The sequence below is a fragment of the Thalassospira lucentensis genome, assembly GCF_032921865.1.
In the GTDB taxonomy this organism is placed as follows: Bacteria; Pseudomonadota; Alphaproteobacteria; order Rhodospirillales; family Thalassospiraceae; genus Thalassospira; species Thalassospira lucentensis_A.
This window is the reverse complement of record NZ_CP136684.1, coordinates 95860-118187: the sequence shown is the minus strand read 5'-3', so window position 1 is coordinate 118187 and position 22328 is coordinate 95860. Positions and strand designations below refer to the sequence as shown.

The 22328-nt window shown below is 56.1% G+C and carries 18 protein-coding genes; 11 read left to right on the top strand and 7 right to left on the bottom strand.

All coding sequences use genetic code 11. From position 1 onward, the window contains the following. The first annotated feature begins 54 nt into the window (after positions 1 to 54). The 7 genes from R1T41_RS01370 to fdhD all read left to right on the top strand — a co-directional run bounded on the left by R1T41_RS01370 (position 55) and on the right by fdhD (position 9115). Complete coding sequence (locus tag R1T41_RS01370) at positions 55 to 1797, top strand: OFA family MFS transporter (protein ID WP_209222694.1); 1743 nt, start codon at positions 55 to 57, stop codon at positions 1795 to 1797. A gap of 254 nt (positions 1798 to 2051) precedes the next feature. Next, a complete protein-coding gene (locus tag R1T41_RS01365) occupies positions 2052 to 2945 on the top strand; it encodes a LysR family transcriptional regulator (RefSeq protein ID WP_062953567.1) in 894 nt (297 codons plus the stop codon). A gap of 123 nt (positions 2946 to 3068) precedes the next feature. Next, positions 3069 to 3548, top strand: a complete 480-nt coding sequence (locus R1T41_RS01360) for a formate dehydrogenase subunit gamma (protein WP_114109948.1) — start codon at positions 3069 to 3071, stop codon at positions 3546 to 3548. Beyond that, a complete protein-coding gene (locus R1T41_RS01355; protein WP_317339417.1) occupies positions 3545 to 5101 on the top strand; it encodes an NADH-quinone oxidoreductase subunit NuoF in 1557 nt (518 codons plus the stop codon). The genes R1T41_RS01360 and R1T41_RS01355 overlap by 4 nt, the downstream gene beginning before the upstream one ends. A gap of 5 nt (positions 5102 to 5106) precedes the next feature. Then, a complete protein-coding gene (gene fdhF, locus R1T41_RS01350) occupies positions 5107 to 7986 on the top strand; it encodes a formate dehydrogenase subunit alpha (RefSeq protein WP_297208039.1) in 2880 nt (959 codons plus the stop codon). A gap of 95 nt (positions 7987 to 8081) precedes the next feature. Further along, entirely contained in the window at positions 8082 to 8306 is a 225-nt protein-coding gene (locus R1T41_RS01345) for a formate dehydrogenase subunit delta (RefSeq protein WP_062953571.1), read from the top strand. An 8-nt stretch (positions 8307 to 8314) separates the two neighbouring features. Continuing rightward, entirely contained in the window at positions 8315 to 9115 is an 801-nt protein-coding gene (fdhD, locus tag R1T41_RS01340; RefSeq protein WP_317339412.1) for a formate dehydrogenase accessory sulfurtransferase FdhD, read from the top strand. Between the two features lie 33 nt (positions 9116 to 9148). On the opposite strand, the gene R1T41_RS01335 is transcribed toward fdhD, so the two are convergent. The 4 genes from R1T41_RS01335 to R1T41_RS01320 all read right to left on the bottom strand — a co-directional run bounded on the left by R1T41_RS01335 (position 9149) and on the right by R1T41_RS01320 (position 13480). Continuing rightward, entirely contained in the window at positions 9149 to 10189 is a 1041-nt protein-coding gene (locus R1T41_RS01335; RefSeq protein ID WP_317339410.1) for a LacI family DNA-binding transcriptional regulator, read from the bottom strand. A 145-nt stretch (positions 10190 to 10334) separates the two neighbouring features. After that, a complete protein-coding gene (locus R1T41_RS01330; protein WP_317339408.1) occupies positions 10335 to 11825 on the bottom strand; it encodes a tripartite tricarboxylate transporter permease in 1491 nt (496 codons plus the stop codon). 39 nt (positions 11826 to 11864) lie between these two features. Then, on the bottom strand, positions 11865 to 12290 hold the full coding sequence (locus R1T41_RS01325; RefSeq protein WP_317339406.1) for a tripartite tricarboxylate transporter TctB family protein: 426 nt from the start codon (positions 12288 to 12290) through the stop codon (positions 11865 to 11867). Between the two features lie 143 nt (positions 12291 to 12433). Beyond that, on the bottom strand, positions 12434 to 13480 hold the full coding sequence (locus tag R1T41_RS01320) for a hypothetical protein (protein ID WP_062953575.1): 1047 nt from the start codon (positions 13478 to 13480) through the stop codon (positions 12434 to 12436). Positions 13481 to 13825: 345 nt separating this feature from the next. On the opposite strand from R1T41_RS01320, the gene araD reads away from it, so the two are divergent. The 4 genes from araD (at position 13826) to R1T41_RS01300 (ending at position 18894) form a co-directional block, all read left to right on the top strand. Next, positions 13826 to 15571: an L-arabinonate dehydratase gene (gene araD / locus R1T41_RS01315; protein WP_317339402.1), complete on the top strand. Its 1746-nt coding sequence runs from the start codon at positions 13826 to 13828 to the stop codon at positions 15569 to 15571. Between the two features lie 78 nt (positions 15572 to 15649). Continuing rightward, positions 15650 to 16561 carry a dihydrodipicolinate synthase family protein gene (locus R1T41_RS01310; protein WP_317339401.1) on the top strand — a complete coding sequence of 304 codons (912 nt, stop codon included), beginning with the start codon at positions 15650 to 15652 and terminating at the stop codon, positions 16559 to 16561. Positions 16562 to 16594: 33 nt separating this feature from the next. Further along, complete coding sequence (locus tag R1T41_RS01305) at positions 16595 to 18109, top strand: aldehyde dehydrogenase (NADP(+)) (protein WP_317339400.1); 1515 nt, start codon at positions 16595 to 16597, stop codon at positions 18107 to 18109. 59 nt (positions 18110 to 18168) lie between these two features. Beyond that, the gene (locus tag R1T41_RS01300; protein ID WP_317339398.1) at positions 18169 to 18894 is read left to right on the top strand and encodes a ribonuclease activity regulator RraA; all 726 of its coding nucleotides are present in this window, start codon (positions 18169 to 18171) and stop codon (positions 18892 to 18894) included. Positions 18895 to 18978: 84 nt separating this feature from the next. On the opposite strand, the gene R1T41_RS01295 is transcribed toward R1T41_RS01300, so the two are convergent. The 3 genes from R1T41_RS01295 to R1T41_RS01285 all read right to left on the bottom strand — a co-directional run bounded on the left by R1T41_RS01295 (position 18979) and on the right by R1T41_RS01285 (position 22325). Beyond that, positions 18979 to 20223, bottom strand: a complete 1245-nt coding sequence (locus R1T41_RS01295; protein WP_317339396.1) for an ROK family transcriptional regulator — start codon at positions 20221 to 20223, stop codon at positions 18979 to 18981. 105 nt (positions 20224 to 20328) lie between these two features. Then, a complete protein-coding gene (locus R1T41_RS01290) occupies positions 20329 to 21510 on the bottom strand; it encodes a fumarylacetoacetate hydrolase family protein (protein WP_297013879.1) in 1182 nt (393 codons plus the stop codon). Beyond that, positions 21507 to 22325 carry an ATP-binding cassette domain-containing protein gene (locus tag R1T41_RS01285; RefSeq protein WP_317339393.1) on the bottom strand — a complete coding sequence of 273 codons (819 nt, stop codon included), beginning with the start codon at positions 22323 to 22325 and terminating at the stop codon, positions 21507 to 21509. The genes R1T41_RS01290 and R1T41_RS01285 overlap by 4 nt, the downstream gene beginning before the upstream one ends. Positions 22326 to 22328 lie beyond the last annotated feature (3 nt).

The window sequence follows — 22328 nt, the reverse complement described above, 5'->3', positions numbered from 1 at the left end:
AAATTGGGGGGATGGGGCCACCGGATGAACATAATACCGGGAGGAAAAACACAAATGTTTGATCGCCTTAAAAAAGAACATATCGTTGCAGGGGACGATTTCAACCGCTGGAAAGTCCCGCCAGCATCCATTGCCATCCATCTTTGCATCGGCTCGGTCTATGCCTGGTCGATTTTCAACCCGCCTTTGGTCAAGGAATTCGGTGTTGTTGCCGCAAGTTCCGGTGATTGGGGGCTGCAATCTGTCGTCTGGATTTTCTCGGTTGCGATTGTCTGCCTTGGTCTTGCGGCGGCATTCGGTGGCAAGTGGCTTGAAGAAGTCGGCCCGCGTATGGTTGGCGTTGTTGCTGCCTGCTGCTGGGGCGGGGGCTTCATCATTGGTGGTCTTGGCATTGCCAGCCATCAGCTTTGGCTGGTTTATCTTGGTTACGGTGTGATTGGCGGGGCCGGTCTTGGTCTTGGCTATGTATCGCCGGTTTCAACGCTGATCCGCTGGTTCCCGGACCGGCGCGGTATGGCAACCGGTATGGCCATCATGGGCTTTGGCGGCGGGGCGATGATCGCGACACCGATCAAGGAAGGTTTGCTTTCATTCTTCTACAAGGTGCCGGAATATCTTGGCCCGGAAAGTGCTGTTAACCTGGTGACCGAAGGCGGCAAACGCATGGCCGAAGTCGGTGGCCAGATGGTCGAAGTCGTGATTGCAGGTGCAGCCCAGGTGGCATCGGCGCCGGTTCCGATCGAGGAAGGTGTTTATGTTGCGGGGACCGGTAATACTGGTGCATCGGCAACCTTCATCACGCTTGGTGTGGCTTATTTCATTGTCATGATCATTGCGGCATTCTCGTATCGTGTCCCGCGTGAAGGCTGGCTGCCGGCAGGCTGGACACCGCCAACGGGCGAAGAAGCCTCCAAGCGGATGATCACCCAGAAAAACGTCCATATCGATCAGGCACTTAAAACCCCGCAATTCTACATGCTGTGGATCGTTCTGTGCTTTAACGTGACGGCGGGTATCGGGGTGATTGGTGTTGCCAAAACCATGATGACGGAAATCTTTGGCAGCACGCTGCCGCTGATTGTCAATTCCGGTTTTGCTGCGACCTATGTCTTCATGATTTCGGTCTTTAACATGTGCGGCCGCTTCTTCTGGGCATCGACCTCGGACTATATCGGGCGGAAGAACACCTATTACTGCTTCTTCATTCTTGGCATCATCCTTTATCTGTCGATCCCGTATGCTGCGGGACAGGTCAGTGTGAACCCGGTCGTGACGTGGCTTGTGATGTTCTATGGCGCAACCATGATCATCTTCACCATGTATGGCGGTGGTTTTGCGACCATTCCGGCCTATCTTGCTGATGTTTTCGGTACCAAATATGTCGGTGGCATCCATGGCCGTCTTCTGACCGCATGGAGTGTTGCAGGCGTGCTGGGGCCGGTTGCCATCACCCAGTTGCGTCAGACCTCGGTCGGGAACTCGGTCAAGGAACTGGCGGCCAAGATTGATCCGGCAGCGTTTCAGGCAAAGTTCGGTGCCGGTATGGATCAGCTTGATCAGCTGATTGCTGCCAAAACCGTTACCATTGGCCGTCTGATGGAAATCGCCCCTGCCGGGACGGTTGATCCGACGCCGAGCCTTTATAACACCACCATGTATGCCATGGCGGCCCTGCTGGTGATTGGCCTGATTGCCAACGCACTGGTCAAGCCGATCCATGACAAGCATTACATGGAAACCACGGCCGAGCCTGCAAAGCCGACACCGTCAGGCCGCGAGGCAACGTCTGAAGCGTAGTACCAAACCCCGGAGCCGGTCGGCTTGACCCCGACCGGCGCCAAAGGGTTCGGGTATGTCTGTCTGTCCCCAGACCCGTCTGGACATGAAAGTGCATCAATGTCATGTCCGGTCCTGTTGCAGGATTAACCCCTCGGTTTTTATGGCCTTTCGGGTTATCCTGCGATCAGGACATCCGCCCCGTAAATGGTGTCCACCAATCACATAAAGTGCGCCACCATATGGGGGTAACTCCGAAAGGCGCCGGATACGCCATGATCGACAAACTCGAAATGTTTATGGTGCTTGCCCGCGAGCAGCATTTTGGTCACGCCGCCGAGGAATGCGGCGTGACACAGCCAACCCTTTCCAGTGCCCTGCGCCAGCTTGAAGATCATTTGGGGGTGGTGCTTGTGCGGCGCGGCTCACGGTATCAGGGGTTAACGCCCGAAGGTGAACGGGTTCTGGAATGGGCGCGCCATATTGTCGGCAGTTCGCGGTCGATGCGCGATGAAATGCGCGCCATGCGGTTCGGTTTGACCGGACAGGTGCAGATCGCAGTTATTCCGACCGCACTTTCGATGGTGCATGAATTGACGACCCCGTTTCGCGAAAAGCATCCGGATGTGACTTTTGCGGTATTGTCGCGGACATCGACTGAAATACAGGCATTGCTTGATAACCTTCAAATCGATGTCGGCATTACCTATCTGGATAATGAACCGCTTGGCCGGGTGACATCGATCCCGCTTTATTATGAACGCTATCACCTTGTGACGTCGAATTTCGATGATATCGGGGACCGCGAAAGCATCACTTGGCGGGAGGCGGCAGAGTTTCCGTTATGTTTGCTGACACCCGATATGCAGAACCGGCGGATTATCAATCAGCACCTGACCGAGGCAGGCGCGCGCGTCAGCCCGACACTTGAAAGTGATTCGATGATTGCCCTGTTTACCCACGTTCATACGGGGAACTGGGCCAGCATTATGCCGGTCAAGATGGTCAAGGAATTCAGCATGCGTGATCGGGTCAAATCGATCCCGATTGTCGATCCCGATGCATCGCATCTTGTGGGCATGATTGCGGCGAAGCGCGAGCCGGCGACACCGGTTGTGTCCGCATTGCTGAAAGAGGCCAAACAGATTTCGGAACTTGAACTGGCCTGATAGCGGCTTGATAGGTTTTCGCTATCGCGTAACGGGATGCCTTTATTGAACCGGCGGCGGCAATCACCGACACTGGCTGGAATAACAAATAATTCAATAGACTGCTAAGTGAGAGAGGCTTGCATGTCTTTAACCGAGACGACCGAGGAAATATCCATCCGCGTCGGCACCATCTGTGATGGGCTGTCCGGACTTGAAGGCCCGCTTTTGCCGATCCTGCATGAGGTGCAGGAAGAATTCGGCTTTATTCCCGAAGGCGCGCTTCAGACCATTGCCAAAAAACTGAACCTTAGCCGGGCAGAAGTCCACGGGGTTGCCAGTTTCTATCATGACTTCCGGGAAGAAAAGCCGGGCAAACATGTGATCAAAATCTGCCGTGCTGAAGCCTGTCAGGCGATGGGGGCCGATGATGTCGGTGACCATGCGCGGCGCAAACTGAAAGTCGACTGGTCGGAAACGACCAGCGACAAGAATGTGACGCTGGAGCCGGTCTTCTGCCTTGGGCTTTGTGCCTGTGCACCGGCGGCCATGGTTGATGGCAAGGTTGTCGGCCGGGTAAACAAGGATCGTCTTGATCGCATCCTGAGCGAGGTGGGATCATGACAGTCAAGATTTACATCCCGCTTGATTCCGGTTCGGTTGCCCTTGGTGCGGATGACGTGGCAAAGGCCATTGCCGCCGAAGCGATCAAACGCGGTGAAGATGTCCAGATCGTGCGTAACGGTTCGTTTGGCATGTACTGGCTGGAGCCGATGGTCGAGGTCGAAGCATCGCGCGGGCGTCTGGCTTATGGTCCGGTCGCGGTCGAGGATGTGGACAGCCTGTTTGATGCCGGTTTCCTGAACGGTGGCGATCATAAACGTTTCCTTGGCCACACGCAGGATATCCCGTTCCTGAAGGCGCAGACGCGCCTGACCTTCCAGCGGTGCGGGATCATCGATCCGGTGTCGCTTGACGATTACCGTGCCAATGACGGGCTCAAGGGGCTTGAAAATGCCCTTGGGATGACGTCCGAGGATATCGTCAAGGCGGTTACGGATTCAGGCCTTCGCGGTCGCGGTGGTGCCGGTTTCCCGACGGGTATCAAATGGAATACCGTGCGTCAGGCGCCCGGTGATCAGAAATACATCGTCTGTAACGCCGACGAAGGCGACAGCGGCACGTTTGCTGATCGCATGATCATGGAGGGCGAGCCGTTTGTCCTGATCGAAGGGATGATCATTGCCGGTCTCGCGACCGGGGCGACCAAGGGATATGTCTATACCCGGTCAGAATATCCCGATGCGATCCGCATCATGAACGAAGCGATAGAAGTCGCACGAGCAAACAAACTGCTGGGGCCCAAGGTTCTGGGATCGGATTACGCGTTCGACATGGAAGTCCGCATGGGGGCGGGTGCCTATGTGTGTGGCGAGGAAACCTCGCTTTTGAACAGTATGGAAGGCAAGCGGGGCGTTGTCCGCGCCAAGCCACCCCTTCCGGCCCTTGAGGGCTTTATGGGGCGGCCGACGGTTGTTAACAACGTTATCTCGTTGTGCTCGGTGCCGGTGATCCTTGAAAAGGGTGCGGAATATTACCGTGATTTCGGCATGGGCCGGTCGCGCGGGACCATTCCGATCCAGATCGCGGGCAATGTCAAACATGGCGGCCTTTATGAAACGGCGTTTGGCCTGACACTTGGTGAAATCGTTGATCAGATCGGCGGTGGCACGGCAAGCGGCCGCCCGGTCAAGGCGGTTCAGGTCGGTGGTCCGCTGGGCGCGTATTTCCCGCGCGAACTATTTGACACACCATTTGATTACGAGGCATTCGCCAAGGCGGATGGTCTGATCGGTCATGCCGGTGTCGTCGTGTTTGACGACAGTGTCGACATGATGAAACAGGCCCGTTTTGCCATGGAATTCTGTGCGATTGAATCATGTGGCAAATGCACACCATGCCGCATCGGGTCAACACGTGGCACCGAAGTTGTCGACAAGATCGCACGCGGTGAAGATCCCGAAATGCAGAAGGAACTTCTGACCGATCTGTGTGAAACGATGAAGTTCGGGTCGCTATGCGCGCTGGGCGGGTTTACCCCCTATCCGGTGATGAGCGCACTGACCCATTTCCCTGATGATTTCAAGCCCCATGCGCTTGATATAGCCGCGGAGTGAGAACGATGTCCTTGGTAAAAGAAGTCGACTACGGAACCCCCGCCGCCAAATCCGAAAAGACCGTGACGATCAATGTTGACGGATTTGATGTGACCGTGCCCGAAGGCACGTCGATCATGCGGGCCTCGATGGAGGCGGGCATTCAGGTACCGAAACTGTGCGCGACTGACATGGTCGATGCGTTTGGTTCGTGCCGCCTGTGTCTGGTCGAAATCGAAGGTCGCAACGGCACCCCGTCATCCTGCACGACCCCGGTGGCGGATGGCATGGTGGTCCATACCCAGACCGAACGGCTCAAGAAAATCCGCAAAGGTGTTATGGAACTTTATATTTCCGATCACCCGCTGGATTGCCTGACCTGTGCGGCGAATGGCGATTGCGAATTGCAGGACATGGCCGGTGCGGTTGGCTTGCGCGATGTCCGTTATGGTTATGATGGGGGCAACCACGTCAAGACCCGCCAGAATGGCGAGGAAAACCCGCGCTACATGGCCAAAGACGAGAGCAACCCGTATTTCACCTATGACCCGTCGAAATGTATCGTCTGTTCACGTTGCGTGCGGGCGTGCGAGGAAGTGCAGGGAACCTTTGCCCTGACGATTGAGGGACGCGGGTTTGAAAGCCGGGTGTCGCCGGGCATGCATGAAAACTTCCTGGATTCAGAATGCGTGTCGTGCGGTGCCTGTGTTCAGGCCTGCCCGACGGCGACGCTTCAGGAAAAATCGGTAATCGAAATCGGTCAGCCGGAACATTCGGTCGTGACCACATGTGCCTATTGCGGGGTTGGCTGTTCGTTCAAGGCGGAAATGCGTGGTGATGAACTGGTGCGCATGGTGCCGTACAAGGATGGCAAGGCCAATCGCGGGCATTCATGCGTCAAGGGACGGTTTGCCTATGGCTATGCCAGCCACAAGGACCGTATCCTCAACCCGATGATCCGGGAAAACACATCCGATCCGTGGCGCGAAGTCAGTTGGGAAGAAGCCCTTCGTTACACCGCCGATAAATTCCGTTCCATTCAGGAAAAATACGGCAAGGCCGCGATTGGCGGGATCACGTCATCGCGCTGCACGAACGAGGAAACCTTCCTTGTGCAGAAGCTGATCCGTGCCGGGTTTGGCAATAACAACGTTGATACCTGTGCACGTGTCTGTCATTCGCCCACCGGTTATGGCCTTAAGACCACATTCGGGACATCGGCCGGGACGCAGGATTTTGACAGTGTCGAGCACACAGATGTCGTGATCCTGATCGGGGCCAACCCGACGGACGGGCACCCTGTTTTTGCATCGCGCCTCAAAAAGCGGTTGCGTCAGGGGGCGGAGCTGATCGTGATCGACCCGCGTCGTATTGATCTGGTGCGCACGCCGCATATCAAGGCCGCAGCTCATCTGGCATTGCGTCCGGGCACCAATGTTGCGGTTCTGACATCGCTTGCACATGTGATCGTGACCGAAGGCCTGTTTGACGAGGCGTTCATTCGCGAACGGTGCGATTGGGACGAGTTCCAGGATTGGGCAGCGTTTGTATCCGATCCGCAAAACAGCCCGGAAGAAGTCGAACGCCAGTCCGGTGTTCCAGCAGAAACCCTTCGGAAGGCAGCGCGTATTTTTGCCCGAGGCGGCAATGGCGCTATTTATTACGGACTTGGCGTGACCGAGCACAGCCAGGGGTCGACCACCGTGATGGCGATTGCCAACCTTGCGATGGCGACGGGCAATATCGGGCGTCCGGGCGTGGGGGTTAACCCGCTTCGCGGGCAGAATAATGTGCAGGGTTCGTGCGATATGGGATCGTTCCCGCACGAACTGCCGGGCTATCGTCATATTGCCGATGATGCGACGCGTGATGTGTTTGAAAAAATCTGGGGCGTCAAACTGGATGACGAACCGGGTCTTCGCATTCCGAACATGCTTGATGCTGCCGTCGAAGGCACATTCAAGGGTATCTATATTCAGGGTGAAGACATCCTGCAGTCGGACCCGGATACCAAACATGTTGCCGCCGGTCTTGCCGCGATGGAATGCGTTGTGGTCCATGACCTGTTCCTGAATGAAACGGCGAACCATGCGCATGTCTTCCTGCCCGGTTCGACCTTCCTTGAAAAGGACGGGACATTTACCAACGCCGAACGCCGCATTAACCGTGTGCGCAAGGTGATGAGCCCGAAAAACGGCTTTGCCGACTGGGAAGTCACGCAGAACCTTGCCCGTGCGATGGGACTTGATTGGAACTATACCCATCCGTCGCAGGTGATGGATGAAATCGCACGCACCACACCAAGCTTCGCCGGGGTCAGTTATGACCTTCTGGAACGCGAGGGTTCTATACAGTGGCCGTGTAACGAGAAGGCCCCGTTGGGCACTCCGGTCATGCATATTGACGGCTTCGTACGCGGCAAGGGCAAGTTTGTTGTGACCGAATATGTCGCAACCGATGAACGTACCGGGCCGCGCTTCCCGCTGTTGCTGACGACGGGGCGTATTCTTTCGCAATACAATGTCGGGGCACAGACCCGCCGGACGGCCAACAGCGCATGGCATAAGGAAGACCTGCTTGAAATCCATCCCCATGATGCCGAACAGCGGGGCATTCGCGAAGGGGACTGGATCCGTCTGGCATCGCGGTCGGGTGAAACGTCGCTGCGTGCGACGATCACGGACCGTGTTGCCCCCGGTGTGGTTTATACGACCTTCCACCATCCGGGCACGCAGGCCAACGTGATCACCACCGATTATACCGACTGGGCAACCAACTGCCCGGAATACAAGGTTACCGCCGTTCAGGTTACGCCCAGCAACGGGCCGACCGAATGGCAGGTGGAATATGACAAGCAGGCCGAACAGGCGCGCCGGATACTTCCGCGTGTTGATGCGGCCGAATAGGTGCGAAACATTGCCCGGCTTCATGATAGGATATCATCATGAAACCGGGCGTTTTCGTCCGTAAATCAAGAATTCTGGCGGGAGTTTAAACGCCAATGGCACCTGACAAACTCGTCTATATGGCCAATCAGATCGCGACTTTTTTCAAATCCAAACCCCATGCCGAAGGCGTGGCTGGTGTGGCAGGGCATATCAGCGATTTCTGGGAACCACGGATGCGCAAGCAGCTTTTTGACATGATTGAAAGCGGTCATGAGGGCTTTCACCCGCTGGTGATCGAAGCCGCACCATCGATCCGCAAGGTCAAGCAACCAGCGTGACAGCAGAAATGACATCAGCAAACCGCATCATTGATGGTCGTGACCATGACCCGGCGCGTGCCGTTGTGCGCGGCGATGGCGGTGATGATGCGCCGATTATTCTGCAGCCAGAAATTCCGGCTGCCCTGACATTCAACGGTAAATCTCATGCCGTGATGATGGTATCACCCCACGATCTTGAAGATTTCATGATCGGTTTTGCCCTGTCCGAAGGCATTGCGGATCATGTCGGGCAGATAAGTTTGCGCGATGTGCGCAAAACCCTGCAGGGATATGTGATTGAGGCCGATCTGGATGAAGACATCCTTGACCGGCTTGAAGTCCGTCAACGCACCCTTGAAGGGCGTTCAGGATGCGGGCTCTGCGGAGTGCAATCGCTTGATGCGGTTGCGATGGACAAGATCGGCACCGTCGTGCCGGGTAATATGTCGCAGGATGTTGTTTTGTGCGCGATTGATGCTCTTCCCGATCATCAGACACGCAACCGCGAAGGTGGTGGGCTTTTGCATGCCAGTGCCTTTGTTGATGCGACCGGTGTCATTCGCATCGTTCGCGAGGATATCGGACGGCATAATGCACTGGACAAGGTTTTGGGGGCAGTGGCCCGTGAAGGCCTTGATAAAACGGGTGGGTTTATCCTGATGACCAGCCGCTGTTCTTATGAAATCGTCACCAAAACCGTGCAATGCGGGGTGGGCGGGCTTGTAACCCTTTCGGGGCCAACATTAACCGCGGTCAATCTGGCGCGGCAGGCAGGATTGACGATGATTTGCCGCGAACGGCGTGGGTTGTTCCGGCGTTTTGCCTGAACCCGATCGGTGCGCCGGATCAGTTAGACGGGATCAGGCCGAGGCGCGCGGAATGATCTGGAAACCGACATCAATGCTTCTGCTTGGTAATTCCTGATTGCCGATCCGGGCGACAAGGGCGTTGGCGGCCTGTGCGCCCAGATGTTTGCGATCGATATCGACCGTGGTCAGGGCCGGAAGGGTGAAGGCCGAAAAATCCTGATTGCCAAAGCCCATTACGGCAATATCGCCGGGGACGGATATGCCGCGTGACTGTGCCTCGATCAGAACCCCATGCGCCAGAAGATCCGAACTGCACATCACCAGACCATTACGAAAACCACCGTCAATTGCGCGTGCCAGTCCGTTGCGGCCACGTTCGATGGTTGCACCGCTTTCAAAACAGACAGCACCCGGTGTTGTGCCGGTCAGTTTTCCGAAACGGGTGCAGAATGCGTCCTTGCGGCGGAGGGCGCGTTCATCGCCCGCCGATACAGCGATGGCATTGCGATAGCCGCGTTCAAACGCGAATTGCGCCATCTCTTCGCCAGCCCGGATATGGGAAAAGCCGATACAGACATCAATCGGGGATTCCGTTGTATCCCACACTTCGATGACCGGGATGCCAGCCCCCAGCAACATGCGTTTGCAGCCTGCTGAATGGTGGATACCGGTCAGAAGAATACCATCGGGGCGGCGGCTGAGCATCGTTGTTAGAACAGCCTGTTCTTCTTCCTGTGAAAAGCCGGTTTCGGCCATAAGAACGTGGTAGCCCGACCCGCGAATGACATCGATGAAATTCTGCATCAGGTCGGAATAGATGACATTGGTAATCGATGGCACAAGGGCCGCGATCAACTGACTGCGTTTCGATGCCAGGGCACCGGCCACCATGTTGGGAACATAGCCGGTCAGCTCAATCGCATCCTGAATGCGTTTAAGCGTGTTTGCCGAGACCTTTTTGGGATCATTCAGGGCACGTGAAACCGTCACCTGCGAAACACCGGCCAGCCGTCCCACAGTTTCCATGGTGACCGTGCCGGATTTCAGATCGCCATTTTTCAGGACGTCATTATGTTTCGGTATATTAAGCAAATCGGTTTCTCGTGACAGGTCAATCCGTTACGGATCATTCCGGATATCGGATCGGGTGAGCCCCGAATTCAAACATTACATAAGGCATTCATCGGGGGCAAGCCAGCCGTCCGTCACCACAGGCGACAGACGGCTGTGCTGGTGGTTAGCGCATTTTTTTGGTTTTGCGCGATACCATGATCGAAAAGCCGATCGACAGGGCAATCAGTACCCAAAGCAGAACCGCGATCCAGCTTTTGGTAAAGAAGATCGACAATGTGCCAAAAGACTCAAGGCTTTTGACGAAATAGATTTCTGCTGACGGACCAAGAATGAAGCCGATGATAAAGGGTGCGATTTCAAGGCTGATCTTGTGTGCCAGATAACCAAACAGCCCAAAGATCAGTAGCGTCCAGACATCGAACATCACCCCGTAATTGATCGTATAGGCCCCTACCACGCACATCATCAGGATGATTGGAAACAGGATGTTTTTCGGAACCGATACCACCTTGGCGATATGGCGGATGGCAAAGATCATTACGAGGAACATGACAAGGTTGGCCGCCAGCATGGCGATGATCATTGCATCCCACGTCACCGGATTGTTGCCGATAAACAGCGGGCCGACCTGAATGCCCTGCAGGGTGAAGGCCCCGATCAGGATGGCGGTGGTTGAATCGCCCGGAATACCAAGTGACAGCAACGGCACCAGTGCCCCGCCGGTCAGGCCGTTATTGGCGCTTTCCGATGCAATCACACCGGCCGGTTCACCCTTGCCAAAACGTTCGGGATGGCGTGAAAAGTTCTTTTCCTGACTGTATGCCAGGATCGAAGCCGCACTGCCGCCGACACCGGGCAGAATACCGACAAACGTACCAATCCCCGAAGACCGGATCAGGTTGACGATTTGGCCCTTGAAAACCGACAATCTGAACGGTTTGCCCTTGGCGATTTTCACACCCGAAAGTCCCTGTCCTTCGGGCATGCCGTTTTCGGCTTCGATCAGGATGGTTGCCAGACCGAACAGGCCGATCAGAACCGGCAAAAGTGAAAAGCCGCTTTCAAGGTAATATTCAAGAAATTCCGGGACGAGACGCAATTCACCGTTGCCGCCACGCGAAATGTCATAGGCCCCGATCAGGCTGATGAAAATGCCCAGAACGCCGCTGAAGATGCCGACCAGAAGGCTGCTGCTCAGTGCTGCCATGACGGTAAGGGCGAAGAAGATGATCAGGAATTTTTCGATATAGGAAAACTTGATCGCGAAATCAGCCAATGCCGGCGCAAACAAATAAAGTGCGGCGAGGCTGATCAGGCCGCCAATGACCGACGAGATGATGCCGATCTTGAGCGCATTTTCACCTTCGCCGGCCATCGTCATCGGATAACCGTCAAGCGTAGTCGTGATCGATGAAGGTGTACCAGGGATATTGAGCAGGATCGCCGGGACAAGCCCGCCGGAAATTCCCCCGACATAAAGGCCAAGCAAAAGTGCCAGGCCGTTTTCAAGCCCAAGTGAATAGGTCAGCGGCAAACAGACTGCAACCGCCATGGTCGCTGTCATGCCGGGGATCGCGCCAAAGATGATGCCGATCACCGTGCCAACGGCAACAAGCGTAAAGAACAGCGGTGTCAGGATGGAAAGAAGATCCATGATAAATCTCTTGGGTCAATCCGCGCCTTGGTTCAGGACCTATGGCAGCGAGATATTGAAAAGTTCGGACAGGATGTACCAGACAAGGCTCGGCGCGATGATCGCATTCAGTCCCGCGATCAAAAGCTGTTTGCGCCCACGTTCATGCAGATACAGCACGCTCATGCCAAACAGATACGGGATCGAGCACAGGTAAAATCCAAGGCCGGTATTGGGAAACAGATCACCAACCGCAGGCATCGCCAGAAAATAGACGACGGTTCCGGCAATCGTTCCGAAAAACCGCATATGGTCTATGCCAACAGGCCACCAAGGGCCATTGCCAACCGCGACCAGCATGGTCTTGCCGCGCGTCACAAGGATGGCAACAAAAAGGATGCCTAGGATGACGGCAATGATGGTCGGGAAAACGGTGTGTGATGTATCGAAATTGATCGACACACCAAGCAGGGAGTCTTGGGACATGGGACGCCTCCTTATTTCGCCTGTCTTTCCATCCATGTTGGGACAGCTGCGGCAAAATGCGAAATTCCGATTAGGTTCGGTGTTTCTGGCCGGGCAGGGCAGGCGAAACCGGCCCGAAACAATGTCCGGGCCGGATGATGGTCTTAGTTCGTGGCGATTGCGTCGATGATGTGACGGTAATCTTCACGCTTTGCCTTCAGATATTCCGTGGCTTCTGCCGACGGTTTGAAGTTCGGGATAAAGAAGGATGCCTTTTGGGTTTCCTGAATCTCGCCCGCAGCAAAGATTTCGGTCAGAGCCTTGTCGATCGTGGCAATCTGTTCCGGATCCATGTCCTTGTTGAACAGCAGGAAGAATTCCTTGTCGAAGGTGAAATCCTTTTCGCCGTCCATTGTGACGCTGACATTCGGGGTGGTGAATGCAAGAAGTTCGTCACGCGTCGTGTCTCCCATGCCTTCCGGGTTTGCCTGTGCGATGGTTTCTTCGCGGGCGGTTAGCCAGATGAAGCGCATGGCTTTCTGGTCGTCTTCCGGAAGCTGGGTGAACTGTTCGTTGGCCTGGACCGAGCCATTGATCACGTCAGCCTGACCATCAAACAGCAGCTGGTTTTTATCGGCCTGGGAACCGGTATTGACCGGAACGATGTTTTCCTCGGCACCCGGATGCTGGATTTTCACGGCGTTCTTAAGTGCCGAGAAACCGATTTCCGAAACACCACCGGCCTGAATGGCAACGCGGACACGCTGTCCGGCGGCGGCAGCGGCAATCACGTCTTCCATGGATTGCAGCGGCGAATTTTTAGCAACGAGATACGCATTGCCCGGGTTGATTGCGACGGTCGGGCCGACCTTGAAGTTTTCAAAGATGTCGTCGTAACCGCGAACGCCATACAGATGCGCAAGATAGGATTGATCATGGAAAATCATGATCGTGGTGCCGCGACTGTCACGTTCCAGCGCCTTGAAAGCTTCGCTGGCGCCGACCGCATCAACCTTGACATTGATATCGAGTTTTTTGGAGAGCGCTTCGGCGATGATCGCGCTGTTCTGATAGGTGTCGCCACCGGTCGATTTGGAACCGATTACCATGCGGACATTGCCTGGCAGTTCCGATGCGCTGGCGAGAATCGGTGTTGCAACCATGGCAGCCAAACCGGCTGCGGTTGCTAGGGTTTTGAAAAGTCCGGTCATTGTTTCCTCCCGAATGACACGTTCCTGATCGTGGGCTCCTTGCCCGTAACAGCCCGGTCGGGGTGGTTCCCGAGGGCAGCACTTTGCTTGTTCTTGTTATTGTCACCTGTAAATTTTCAGGAGATATGAAAGCGCATACATAATTTCATACAAGTCGATTTAACTTCTGTCAATCCCGGAATCTTTGGTCTTTTTCTCTAAGCTTCATCTGGTAAAATACATGTAAGATAACTTGACAACGGTATTGTGTATGCGCATACATTGAATCATAAACGAAATCGCATTGTCCTGTCGGTTCTGCATGTGCATAGTCAACCGACAGGGTGGATACACGGGAGGAACGCCATGTCCGAAAAGCAAAAAAAATCTGCCGAAGATCTCAGAAGCGCGCGCTGGTTTGCGCCCGACGACTTGCGTTCGTTCGGGCATCGTTCGCGCCTGATGCAGATGGGCCTTGATCCGGAAGACTGGACCGGTCGTCCGGTCATCGGAATTCTGAATACCTGGTCGGAACTTAACCCGTGTCACGCGCATTTCCGTGAACGTTCCGGTGATGTCAAAAAGGGCGTGCATCAGGCGGGTGGTTTCCCGGTCGAACTTCCGGCGATTTCGGTTGATGAATCTTTCACCAAGCCGACCTCGATGCTGTATCGCAACCTGCTGGCGATGGAAACGGAAGAAATGATCCGCTCCCACCCGCTGGATGGTGTGGTTCTAATGGGCGGTTGCGATAAAACGACGCCGGGTCTTGTCATGGGGGCGATTTCAGCCGGTGTGCCGATGATCTATCTTCCGGCCGGGCCGATGCTGCGCGGCAACTATGCCGGTAAAATCCTTGGTTCCGGGTCGGATGCCTGGAAATACTGGGATGAACGCCGTGCGGGTAACATCAGTGACGAGGAATGGGTGGGTGTCGAAGGCGGCATTGCACGTTCCTATGGTCACTGCATGACCATGGGCACCGCATCGACCATGACCGCGATTGCCGAAGCCATGGGGCTTTGCCTTCCCGGCGCATCGTCGATCCCGGCACCGGATGCCGGTCATATCCGCATGTCGACCCAGTGTGGCCGCCGCATCGTTGATATGGTCTGGGAAGATCTGACGCCCGAAAAAATCGTTACCCCGGCATCGGTTCGTAACTCTGCTGTTGTTGCCATGGCAACCGGCTGTTCGACCAATGCGGTGGTGCATCTTCTGGCGATGGCGCGCCGGGCCAGCATCAAGCTTGATCTTGATGACCTTGACGCACTTGGCCGCACCACGCCGCTGATTGCCAATATCCGCCCGTCAGGCAAGGGCGATTACCTGATGGAAGATTTCTTCTATGCTGGTGGTTTGCGCGCGCTTATGGCGGAGCTTGGCGACAAGCTTGATACAAGCGTTACGACCGTTACCGGCAAGACTCTCGGCGAAACGCTTGAGGGTGCGACTGTCTATAATGACGATGTCATTCGTCCGCTGTCCAACCCGGTCTATCACGAAGGATCACTTGCGGTTCTGCGTGGCAATCTGTGCCCGGACGGGGCGGTGATCAAACCGGCTGCCTGTGATGAACGGTTCCGCAATCATCAGGGTCCTGCCTTGGTGTTTGACAGCTATCCGGAAATGAAAAAAGCGGTTGATGATGAAAATCTTGATATCACGCCCGACCATGTGATGGTTCTGCGCAATGCCGGGCCGCTTGGCGGGCCAGGTTTCCCCGAGTGGGGGATGCTGCCAATTCCCAAGGCGCTGATCAAGCAGGGGCATCGTGACATGCTGCGTATTTCGGATGCCCGTATGTCGGGCACGTCTTATGGGGCCTGTGTGCTTCATGTTGCACCTGAAAGCTATATCGGTGGGCCGCTGGCACTTTTGAAAACGGGCGATATCGTCAATCTTGATCTTGATAACCGTCGTCTGGACATGCTGGTGGATGAAGGCGAACTCGAACGTCGTCGTGCGGCATGGCAAAAGCCCGAGGATCGCTATCAGCGCGGTTATGGCTGGATGTTTGGCAAGCACGTCACCCAGGCAAACGAAGGTTGCGATTTCGACTTCCTATCGCCCGATTTCGGCAAAACCGCGGGCGAGCCGGATATCTTCTGATCCGGTGATGATCGACTGATGACAGACAGGTGGTGCGCCCATCGCGCCATCGCCAACAGAATTCAGGGACTTTGACCAATGGCACTTTCCAAAGCCGATTTGCGTGGCGTGCTGTCCGGTATTTCCGGCATTCTTGTGACGCCTTATGATGAAAATGGCGATGTTGCGCCGAAAAAGCTTTCGCCGATTATTGACCGTGCGCTGACTGCGGGGGTTCATTTCCCGGTCGTAAACGGCAATACCGGCGAATTTTATGCCCTGACCACGGACGAGGCCATTACCATGACCAGATCGGTTGCCGAAATGCTTGACGGTCGTGCGCCGATGCTGGCCGGGGTTGGTCGCGGCATTCGTGATGCGGTTGCACTGGCAAAGGCATCGGCAGAGGCCGGTGCCGAAGCGCTTATGATCCATCAGCCACCAGATCCCTTTGTCGCGCCGCGTGGTGTTGTCGACTATCTTAAACGCATTGCCGATGCATCGGATGGTTTGCCGATGATGCTGTATCTTCGCAACGATACGATTGGCACCAAGGCGATTGCCGATCTATGCGCTGTTGAAGGTGTTGCCGGTGTCAAATGGGCGACGCCAAATCCGATGAAGCTGGCCGAGGCGATTTCAGCCTGCGATCCCGATATCGTATGGGTTGGTGGTTTGGCCGAAGTGTGGGCGCCGACTTTCTATGCGGTGGGCGCGCGTGGCTTTACGTCGGGTCTGATCAATGTGTGGCCGGAACGTTCGATGGCGATCCATGCGGCCCTTGAAGGCGGCGATTACGAAACCGCCCGCAAACTGATTTCGGAAATGCGGGCATTTGAAGATGTCCGGGCCGAGGAAATGAATGGTACCAATGTGACCGGAGTTAAATCCGCGTTGCAGCTTCTGGGCAATGATTGCGGTCCGACGCGTCCGCCATCAGCCTGGCCACTGACGCCTGCGCAGCATGACAAGCTTGTCGGTTTCATGCGCGAAAACAGACTTGTGAAATAAGCGCCGGGATATCCCAGCGCAAAGGAGGCACCAATGTCCTATAAACTGACAGGAAAACACCTGATTGCCGGCGAATGGGTCGCAGGCGAGCAGACCTTCCAGTCCGAACCGGCCCATGGTCCGGCCAATACTTTCCCGGTCGGCACCCCGGCCATGGTCGATCAGGCCGCCAAGGCCGCCGAGGAAGCATTCTGGTCCTATGGCTATTCCACACGTGAAGAACGCGCGAAGTTCCTCAATAAAATTGCCGACGAGATCGATGCCCGCGGTGCGGAAATCACCGAAATCGGCACCCAGGAAACCGGCCTTCCGGAGGCACGTCTGAATGGCGAGCTTGGTCGTACCGTCGGCCAGCTTCGCCTGTTTGCCAGCCATATCCTTGCCGGTGATTATCTTGACCGCCGTCATGACGAAGCGCTTCCGGATCGCGCACCCCTGCCGCGCCCGGACCTGCGTTTGATGCAGCGCCCGATTGGCCCGGTGGCGGTGTTCGGTGCGTCCAACTTCCCACTGGCATTCTCGGTCGCTGGTGGTGATACCGCCGCCGCCCTTGCGGCTGGCTGCCCGGTCGTGGTCAAGGGCCATTCGGCCCATCCGGGAACCGGTGAGATTGTCGCACAGGCGATTGATGTTGCGGTCAAGGCATGTGGCATTCATCCCGGTGTGTTCAGCCTTATTCAGGGTGGCAAGCGCGATGTCGGCCAGAGCCTTGTGCAGCATCCGCTGATCAAGGCGGTCGGCTTTACTGGGTCGCTGGGCGGTGGTCGTGCGTTGTTCGATCTGTGCGCGCAGCGTCCGGAGCCGATCCCGTTCTTTGGCGAGTTGGGCTCGGTCAACCCGATGTTCCTGCTGCCCAAGGCCATGAGCGCGCGCACCGAAGAACTCGCCAAGGGCTGGGTCGGATCGCTGACCATGGGGGCAGGGCAGTTCTGCACCAATCCGGGGATTGCGGTTGTCCTTGACGGGCCGGATGCCGATGCGTTTGTCGAAACCGCCAGGGCGGGCCTAGGCGACGTGGCAGCCCAGACCATGCTGACCGATGGCATAGCCGATGCCTATCGCAGCGGTGCGAAACGCATTGCCGCGACATCGGGTGTGAAGGAAGTCCTGACCACGTCATGTGATCTTCGCAATGCGACGCCGTATCTGTTTGAAACCACTGGTGAAAACTGGCTGGCCAATCATGTGCTGGGCGAGGAAGTGTTTGGCCCGCTTGGGCTTGTTGTCCGGGTGAAGAACATTGCCGAAATGCAGGCGATTGCCAGGGCGCTTGAAGGTCAGCTGACCTGCACGATCCATATGGATGGCGGGGATGCGGCGGATGCGCGTTCGTTGCTGCCGATTTTGGAACGCAAGGCGGGGCGTATTCTGGCCAATGGTTTCCCGACCGGGGTCGAGGTTTCCGACACCATGGTGCATGGCGGACCATACCCGGCATCGACGAATTTCGGGGCGACATCGGTTGGCACCATGTCGATCCGTCGCTTCCTGCGTCCGGTTTGCTATCAGAACATCCCCACCGATGTCCTGCCGGCTGATCTGGCCTGATCGCATTTTATTGATTTGCCGGGGTGATCGCGCCCCGGCGCACCTACGGAGTTCATATAATGAGCGATTATGTCCTTGGCGACGCAACGCGCGAGAAGCTTAAGAAAGTCAGCACGGCCTCGCTTTGCACGGCCCTTTTCAAACGTGGCCTGCGCAATCAGTTTATTCAGGATGTCGGCCCGGTTGCGCCAAAAGGCGAGAATATGGTCGGGCAGGCCTATACCCTGCGTTATATCCCGGCCCGCGAAGACCGCAACCCGATCGAGGTTTTCCGCGATCCAAACCATCCGCAACGTATTGCGGTCGAACAATGCCCGGCCGGTCATGTTCTGGTGATGGATAGCCGCAAGGACGCGCGTGCGGCGTCTGCCGGATCGATCCTCGTGACCCGCCTGATGAAGCGCGGCGTTGTCGGTATCGTCACCGATGGTGGTTTCCGTGATGCCGAAGGCATTGGTAAACTTGATATCCATGCCTATCACAACCGCCCGTCGGCGCCGACCAACCTGACCCTGCACGAGGCTTATGACCTTAACGTCCCGATCGGGTGTGGCGATGCGCCGGTTTTCCCGGGGGATGTTCTGGTTGGGGATAAGGATGGCGTTGTTGTCATTCCGGCCCATCTTGCCGACGAGCTGGCTGAGGAATGCGCAGGCATGGAAAGCTTCGAGGACTTCGTTTTTGAAGAAGTCCTGGCAGGTAAGCCGATCATCGGCCTTTATCCGGCGACCAAGGACGAAACCAAAGCCAATTATGAGGCATGGCGCAAAAAAACGGGTCGCTGATCCCGTTATGCTTTGCTGAATACTGCGTAAAGCCGCCCTGTTTCGGGCGGCTTTTTGCATTTCGGGTCTAGCCAAGTGATCCGGTCAGTTTGCCGGTGGATTGGCGAACATGCTTTCGTCATGGCGCAAAAGGCTTTGGCCGATTGCGCCCTGCAACGCCAGATCCTTATCCCAGGGCAGGTGGATGATCTTTGGTCCGTTGCGCAGTTCCGGCACCTGTGCCTCGCGAAGGCCGCGTTCGATTTCGGGTTCCATCAAATCATAGGCGCGTGCGCCGGAACCGGTAATCAGGATGCGTTCAGGTCCCAGAAGGGCGATCAGATTGGCAATGCCATATCCCAGTACCTTTCCGGCGTGGCGGAATAGATCGGCAAGGTCGTCGTGGCCGTCACGTGCCCGTCTGACCAGATCCATCATCTGTTTTTCACTGGGATGCAGACTGTTGGGATCGGGCAGGTCAATAAGGCCGCTGGCATCACGCAAAATGGCGTAATCCCCGATATAGGCTTCAATACAGCCGCGTCGCCCGCAATTGCAAAGCGGCCCGTCGGGTTGGTATTTCATATGCCCAAATTCGGCGGCTGCACCAAAATGCCCGTTATAGACCGCCCCGTTCAGGACAAGCCCCATACCGACACCATAGCCCAGCATGATCACGGCAAAATCGCCATTGCCGCCAAGATCGTTATTCTGGGTAATTGCGGTCGCAATACAGTTGGCATCGTTTGACATCTGGACAATCCCGCCAAAGCGTTCGCGTAACGGTTTGGTAATCGCGATGTGACGATTGCGAAGGGCTGGTGACCAGATAATTTCGCCGCTGTTGCTGTCGGCGACACCCTGTATGGCGATGCCGATCCCGATGGGCGGGTTTGGCGCGATATCGCGGTTATCGGTAATGAAATGATCAATCAGATCGCAAAGTGTCGTCACCAGCGATGTTTCATCAAGATCGCGGGTATTGATGCTGTGCTGGATGCTGCGTTCAATCTCGCCCTTGAAATTGCCCAACGCGATTTCAACAAGATTGATGGTCAGTTTGACACCAATCACACTGGCCGCAGAGGGAACAAGATCAAGCAGAACCTTGGGGCGGCCACGTGTAGCACTTTGGCCGCCATTGCCATTTGTGCCGTTTGGTGTGCCCTGGGTTTCCTTGACCAGCCCCTGCGCAATCAGATCAGCGGTCAGCGAGGTGACGGTTGCCGGGCTTAAACCGGTGGCATTACCAATATCGATCCGTGCGGCCGGGCCATGGATACGCAGAAAGCGCAGAATGGCAATCTGGGACGGTTGGCGCGGAGTATCGTGATCGGTTCGGCGGCTCATGGGCGGGGCCTGTTATTCTGCAAGGCGGGACCGGAACCGGGAGAAAACCCGGTTCCGGATAAGGGCATGTTTTTTACCGCTTTGGCAAGCTGGTGATGCACCGGGTTAAAGCAATCCGCGCGCGGCCAGATTGGTCATCAATGCCGTGATGCCAAAGGTCCAGGGCGCAATTGCGTCTGACCGGTCGACCTGATTGCAAAGTGTGCCAAGGCAAGGGGTCGAAATGGTGACAAGGTCGCCCATTTCATGGGTAAAGCCCTTGCCCTTGCCGCCACGATCATCGGTGGGCGCAAACATCGTGCCCAGAAACAGCATGAAGCCATCCGGATATTGATGATGTTTGCCGCATGCCTGTGCGGCGAGGCTTTCGGGTGACCGGCTGATCTGGCTCATGGAGGAGCCAGCATCAAGGTGATAGCCATCCTGTCCGTCGACCGCCATTTTAAGATCGGCCTGCTTGACGGTTTCAAGCGTGAAATTACCATCAAAAATGCGGATGAACGGTCCGATGGCGCAGGAGCCGTTATTGTCCTTTGCCTTGCCCAGAAGCAATGCTGAGCGGCCTTCGACGTCGCGCAGGTTGACATCGTTGCCAAGGGTCGCACCGACGATTTTGCCCTTTGAGCTGACGGCGAGAACAACTTCGGGTTCCGGGTTGTTCCAGTTTGAAATCGGATGCAGGCCAACATGTGCGCCATGACCCACGGCTGACATCGGCGGGGATTTGGTGAAGATTTCCGCATCCGGACCAATGCCGACTTCAAGATATTGCGACCATGCACCTTTGCCGATCAGGACTTCCTTGATGTCCGCGGCCTTTTTCGATCCCGGTTCGATCTGTGACAGGTCATCGCCGATGATGCCGGTGATTTCGGTGCGGATCAGGTCGGCCTTGCTGGCGTCGCCGCGCGCCTGTTCTTCGATCACGCGTTCCAGAAGGCTTGCGACAAAGGTGACACCGCTGGCCTTGATCGCCTGAAGGTCATTGGGGCTGAGCAGATGCAAGGTTTGCGATCCTGCACCGGGCCTGGATGCGGCAACAATGTCATCCAGGGTGCCGACCAGCGGGAAACCCGACGGGTTACGAAGCTGGGACACCAAGTCCTCGCGTTCGAGAAGCTGGCTGATCGTCGGGGCCAGTTTGCTGATATCGCGAAGGTTTCCCTGATCGACAACGACCGGGGTCGGGCCGGAAACACGTGGATCCCAGACGCGACCAACCAAGATGGCATTGCCATGATCGTCGGGCAGAATATCGCGGGCGGTATTCGGAAAGTCGATAGTCATTCGGGAGCCTCTTTGTTCGGGGCGTTGGTGGCACCCGGCCCGGCCAGATGCATAAGATGTTCGGGCATTTTACCCAGAATGATCATGCCCAGAACATCGTCATGGGTGACATCCTTGGTCGGGACGGTGCCGACCAGCTTGCCGTTCTTCATAACATGCAAACGATCAGACAAATCAAACACATCATGAAGATCGTGACTGATCAACAAAATACCGAGCCCGTCACGTTTAAGCTGGGCAATCAGTTCGCCGACCATGCGGGTTTCATGCACGCCAAGTGCCGCGCAGGGTTCATCCATGATCAGGACGCGGGCTTCGAACAAAAGCGCGCGCGCAATTGCGACCGATTGGCGTTGCCCGCCCGAAAGGGCCGAAACCGGTGATGTGAATTTATGGAAATTCGGGTTCAGGCGATGCAGGACTTCGCGCGCCTTGTGTTCCATCGCTGCGTCATCCAGAAAGCCGAGCTTGTCGACGATTTCGCGACCCAGAAACAGGTTCTGAGCGGCGTCAAGATTATCGGCAAGGGCCAGGTTCTGATAGATGGTTTCGATATTGTTGTCACGGGCATCGCGCGCATTTTCAATTTTGGCTTCACGACCATCGACGATGATCTGGCCTGTATCGGCCTTATATGCGCCCGAAAGCACCTTGATCAGGGTTGATTTGCCTGCACCATTATGGCCAAGCACGCCAACCACTTCGCCGGGATAAAGATCGATGGAAACCCCGTCGACCGCCTTGACCCCGCCAAAGCTGATATGAATGTCGCGCATTTCGACCAGCGGGTTTTGACCGGTTTTGATATCGTTCATATC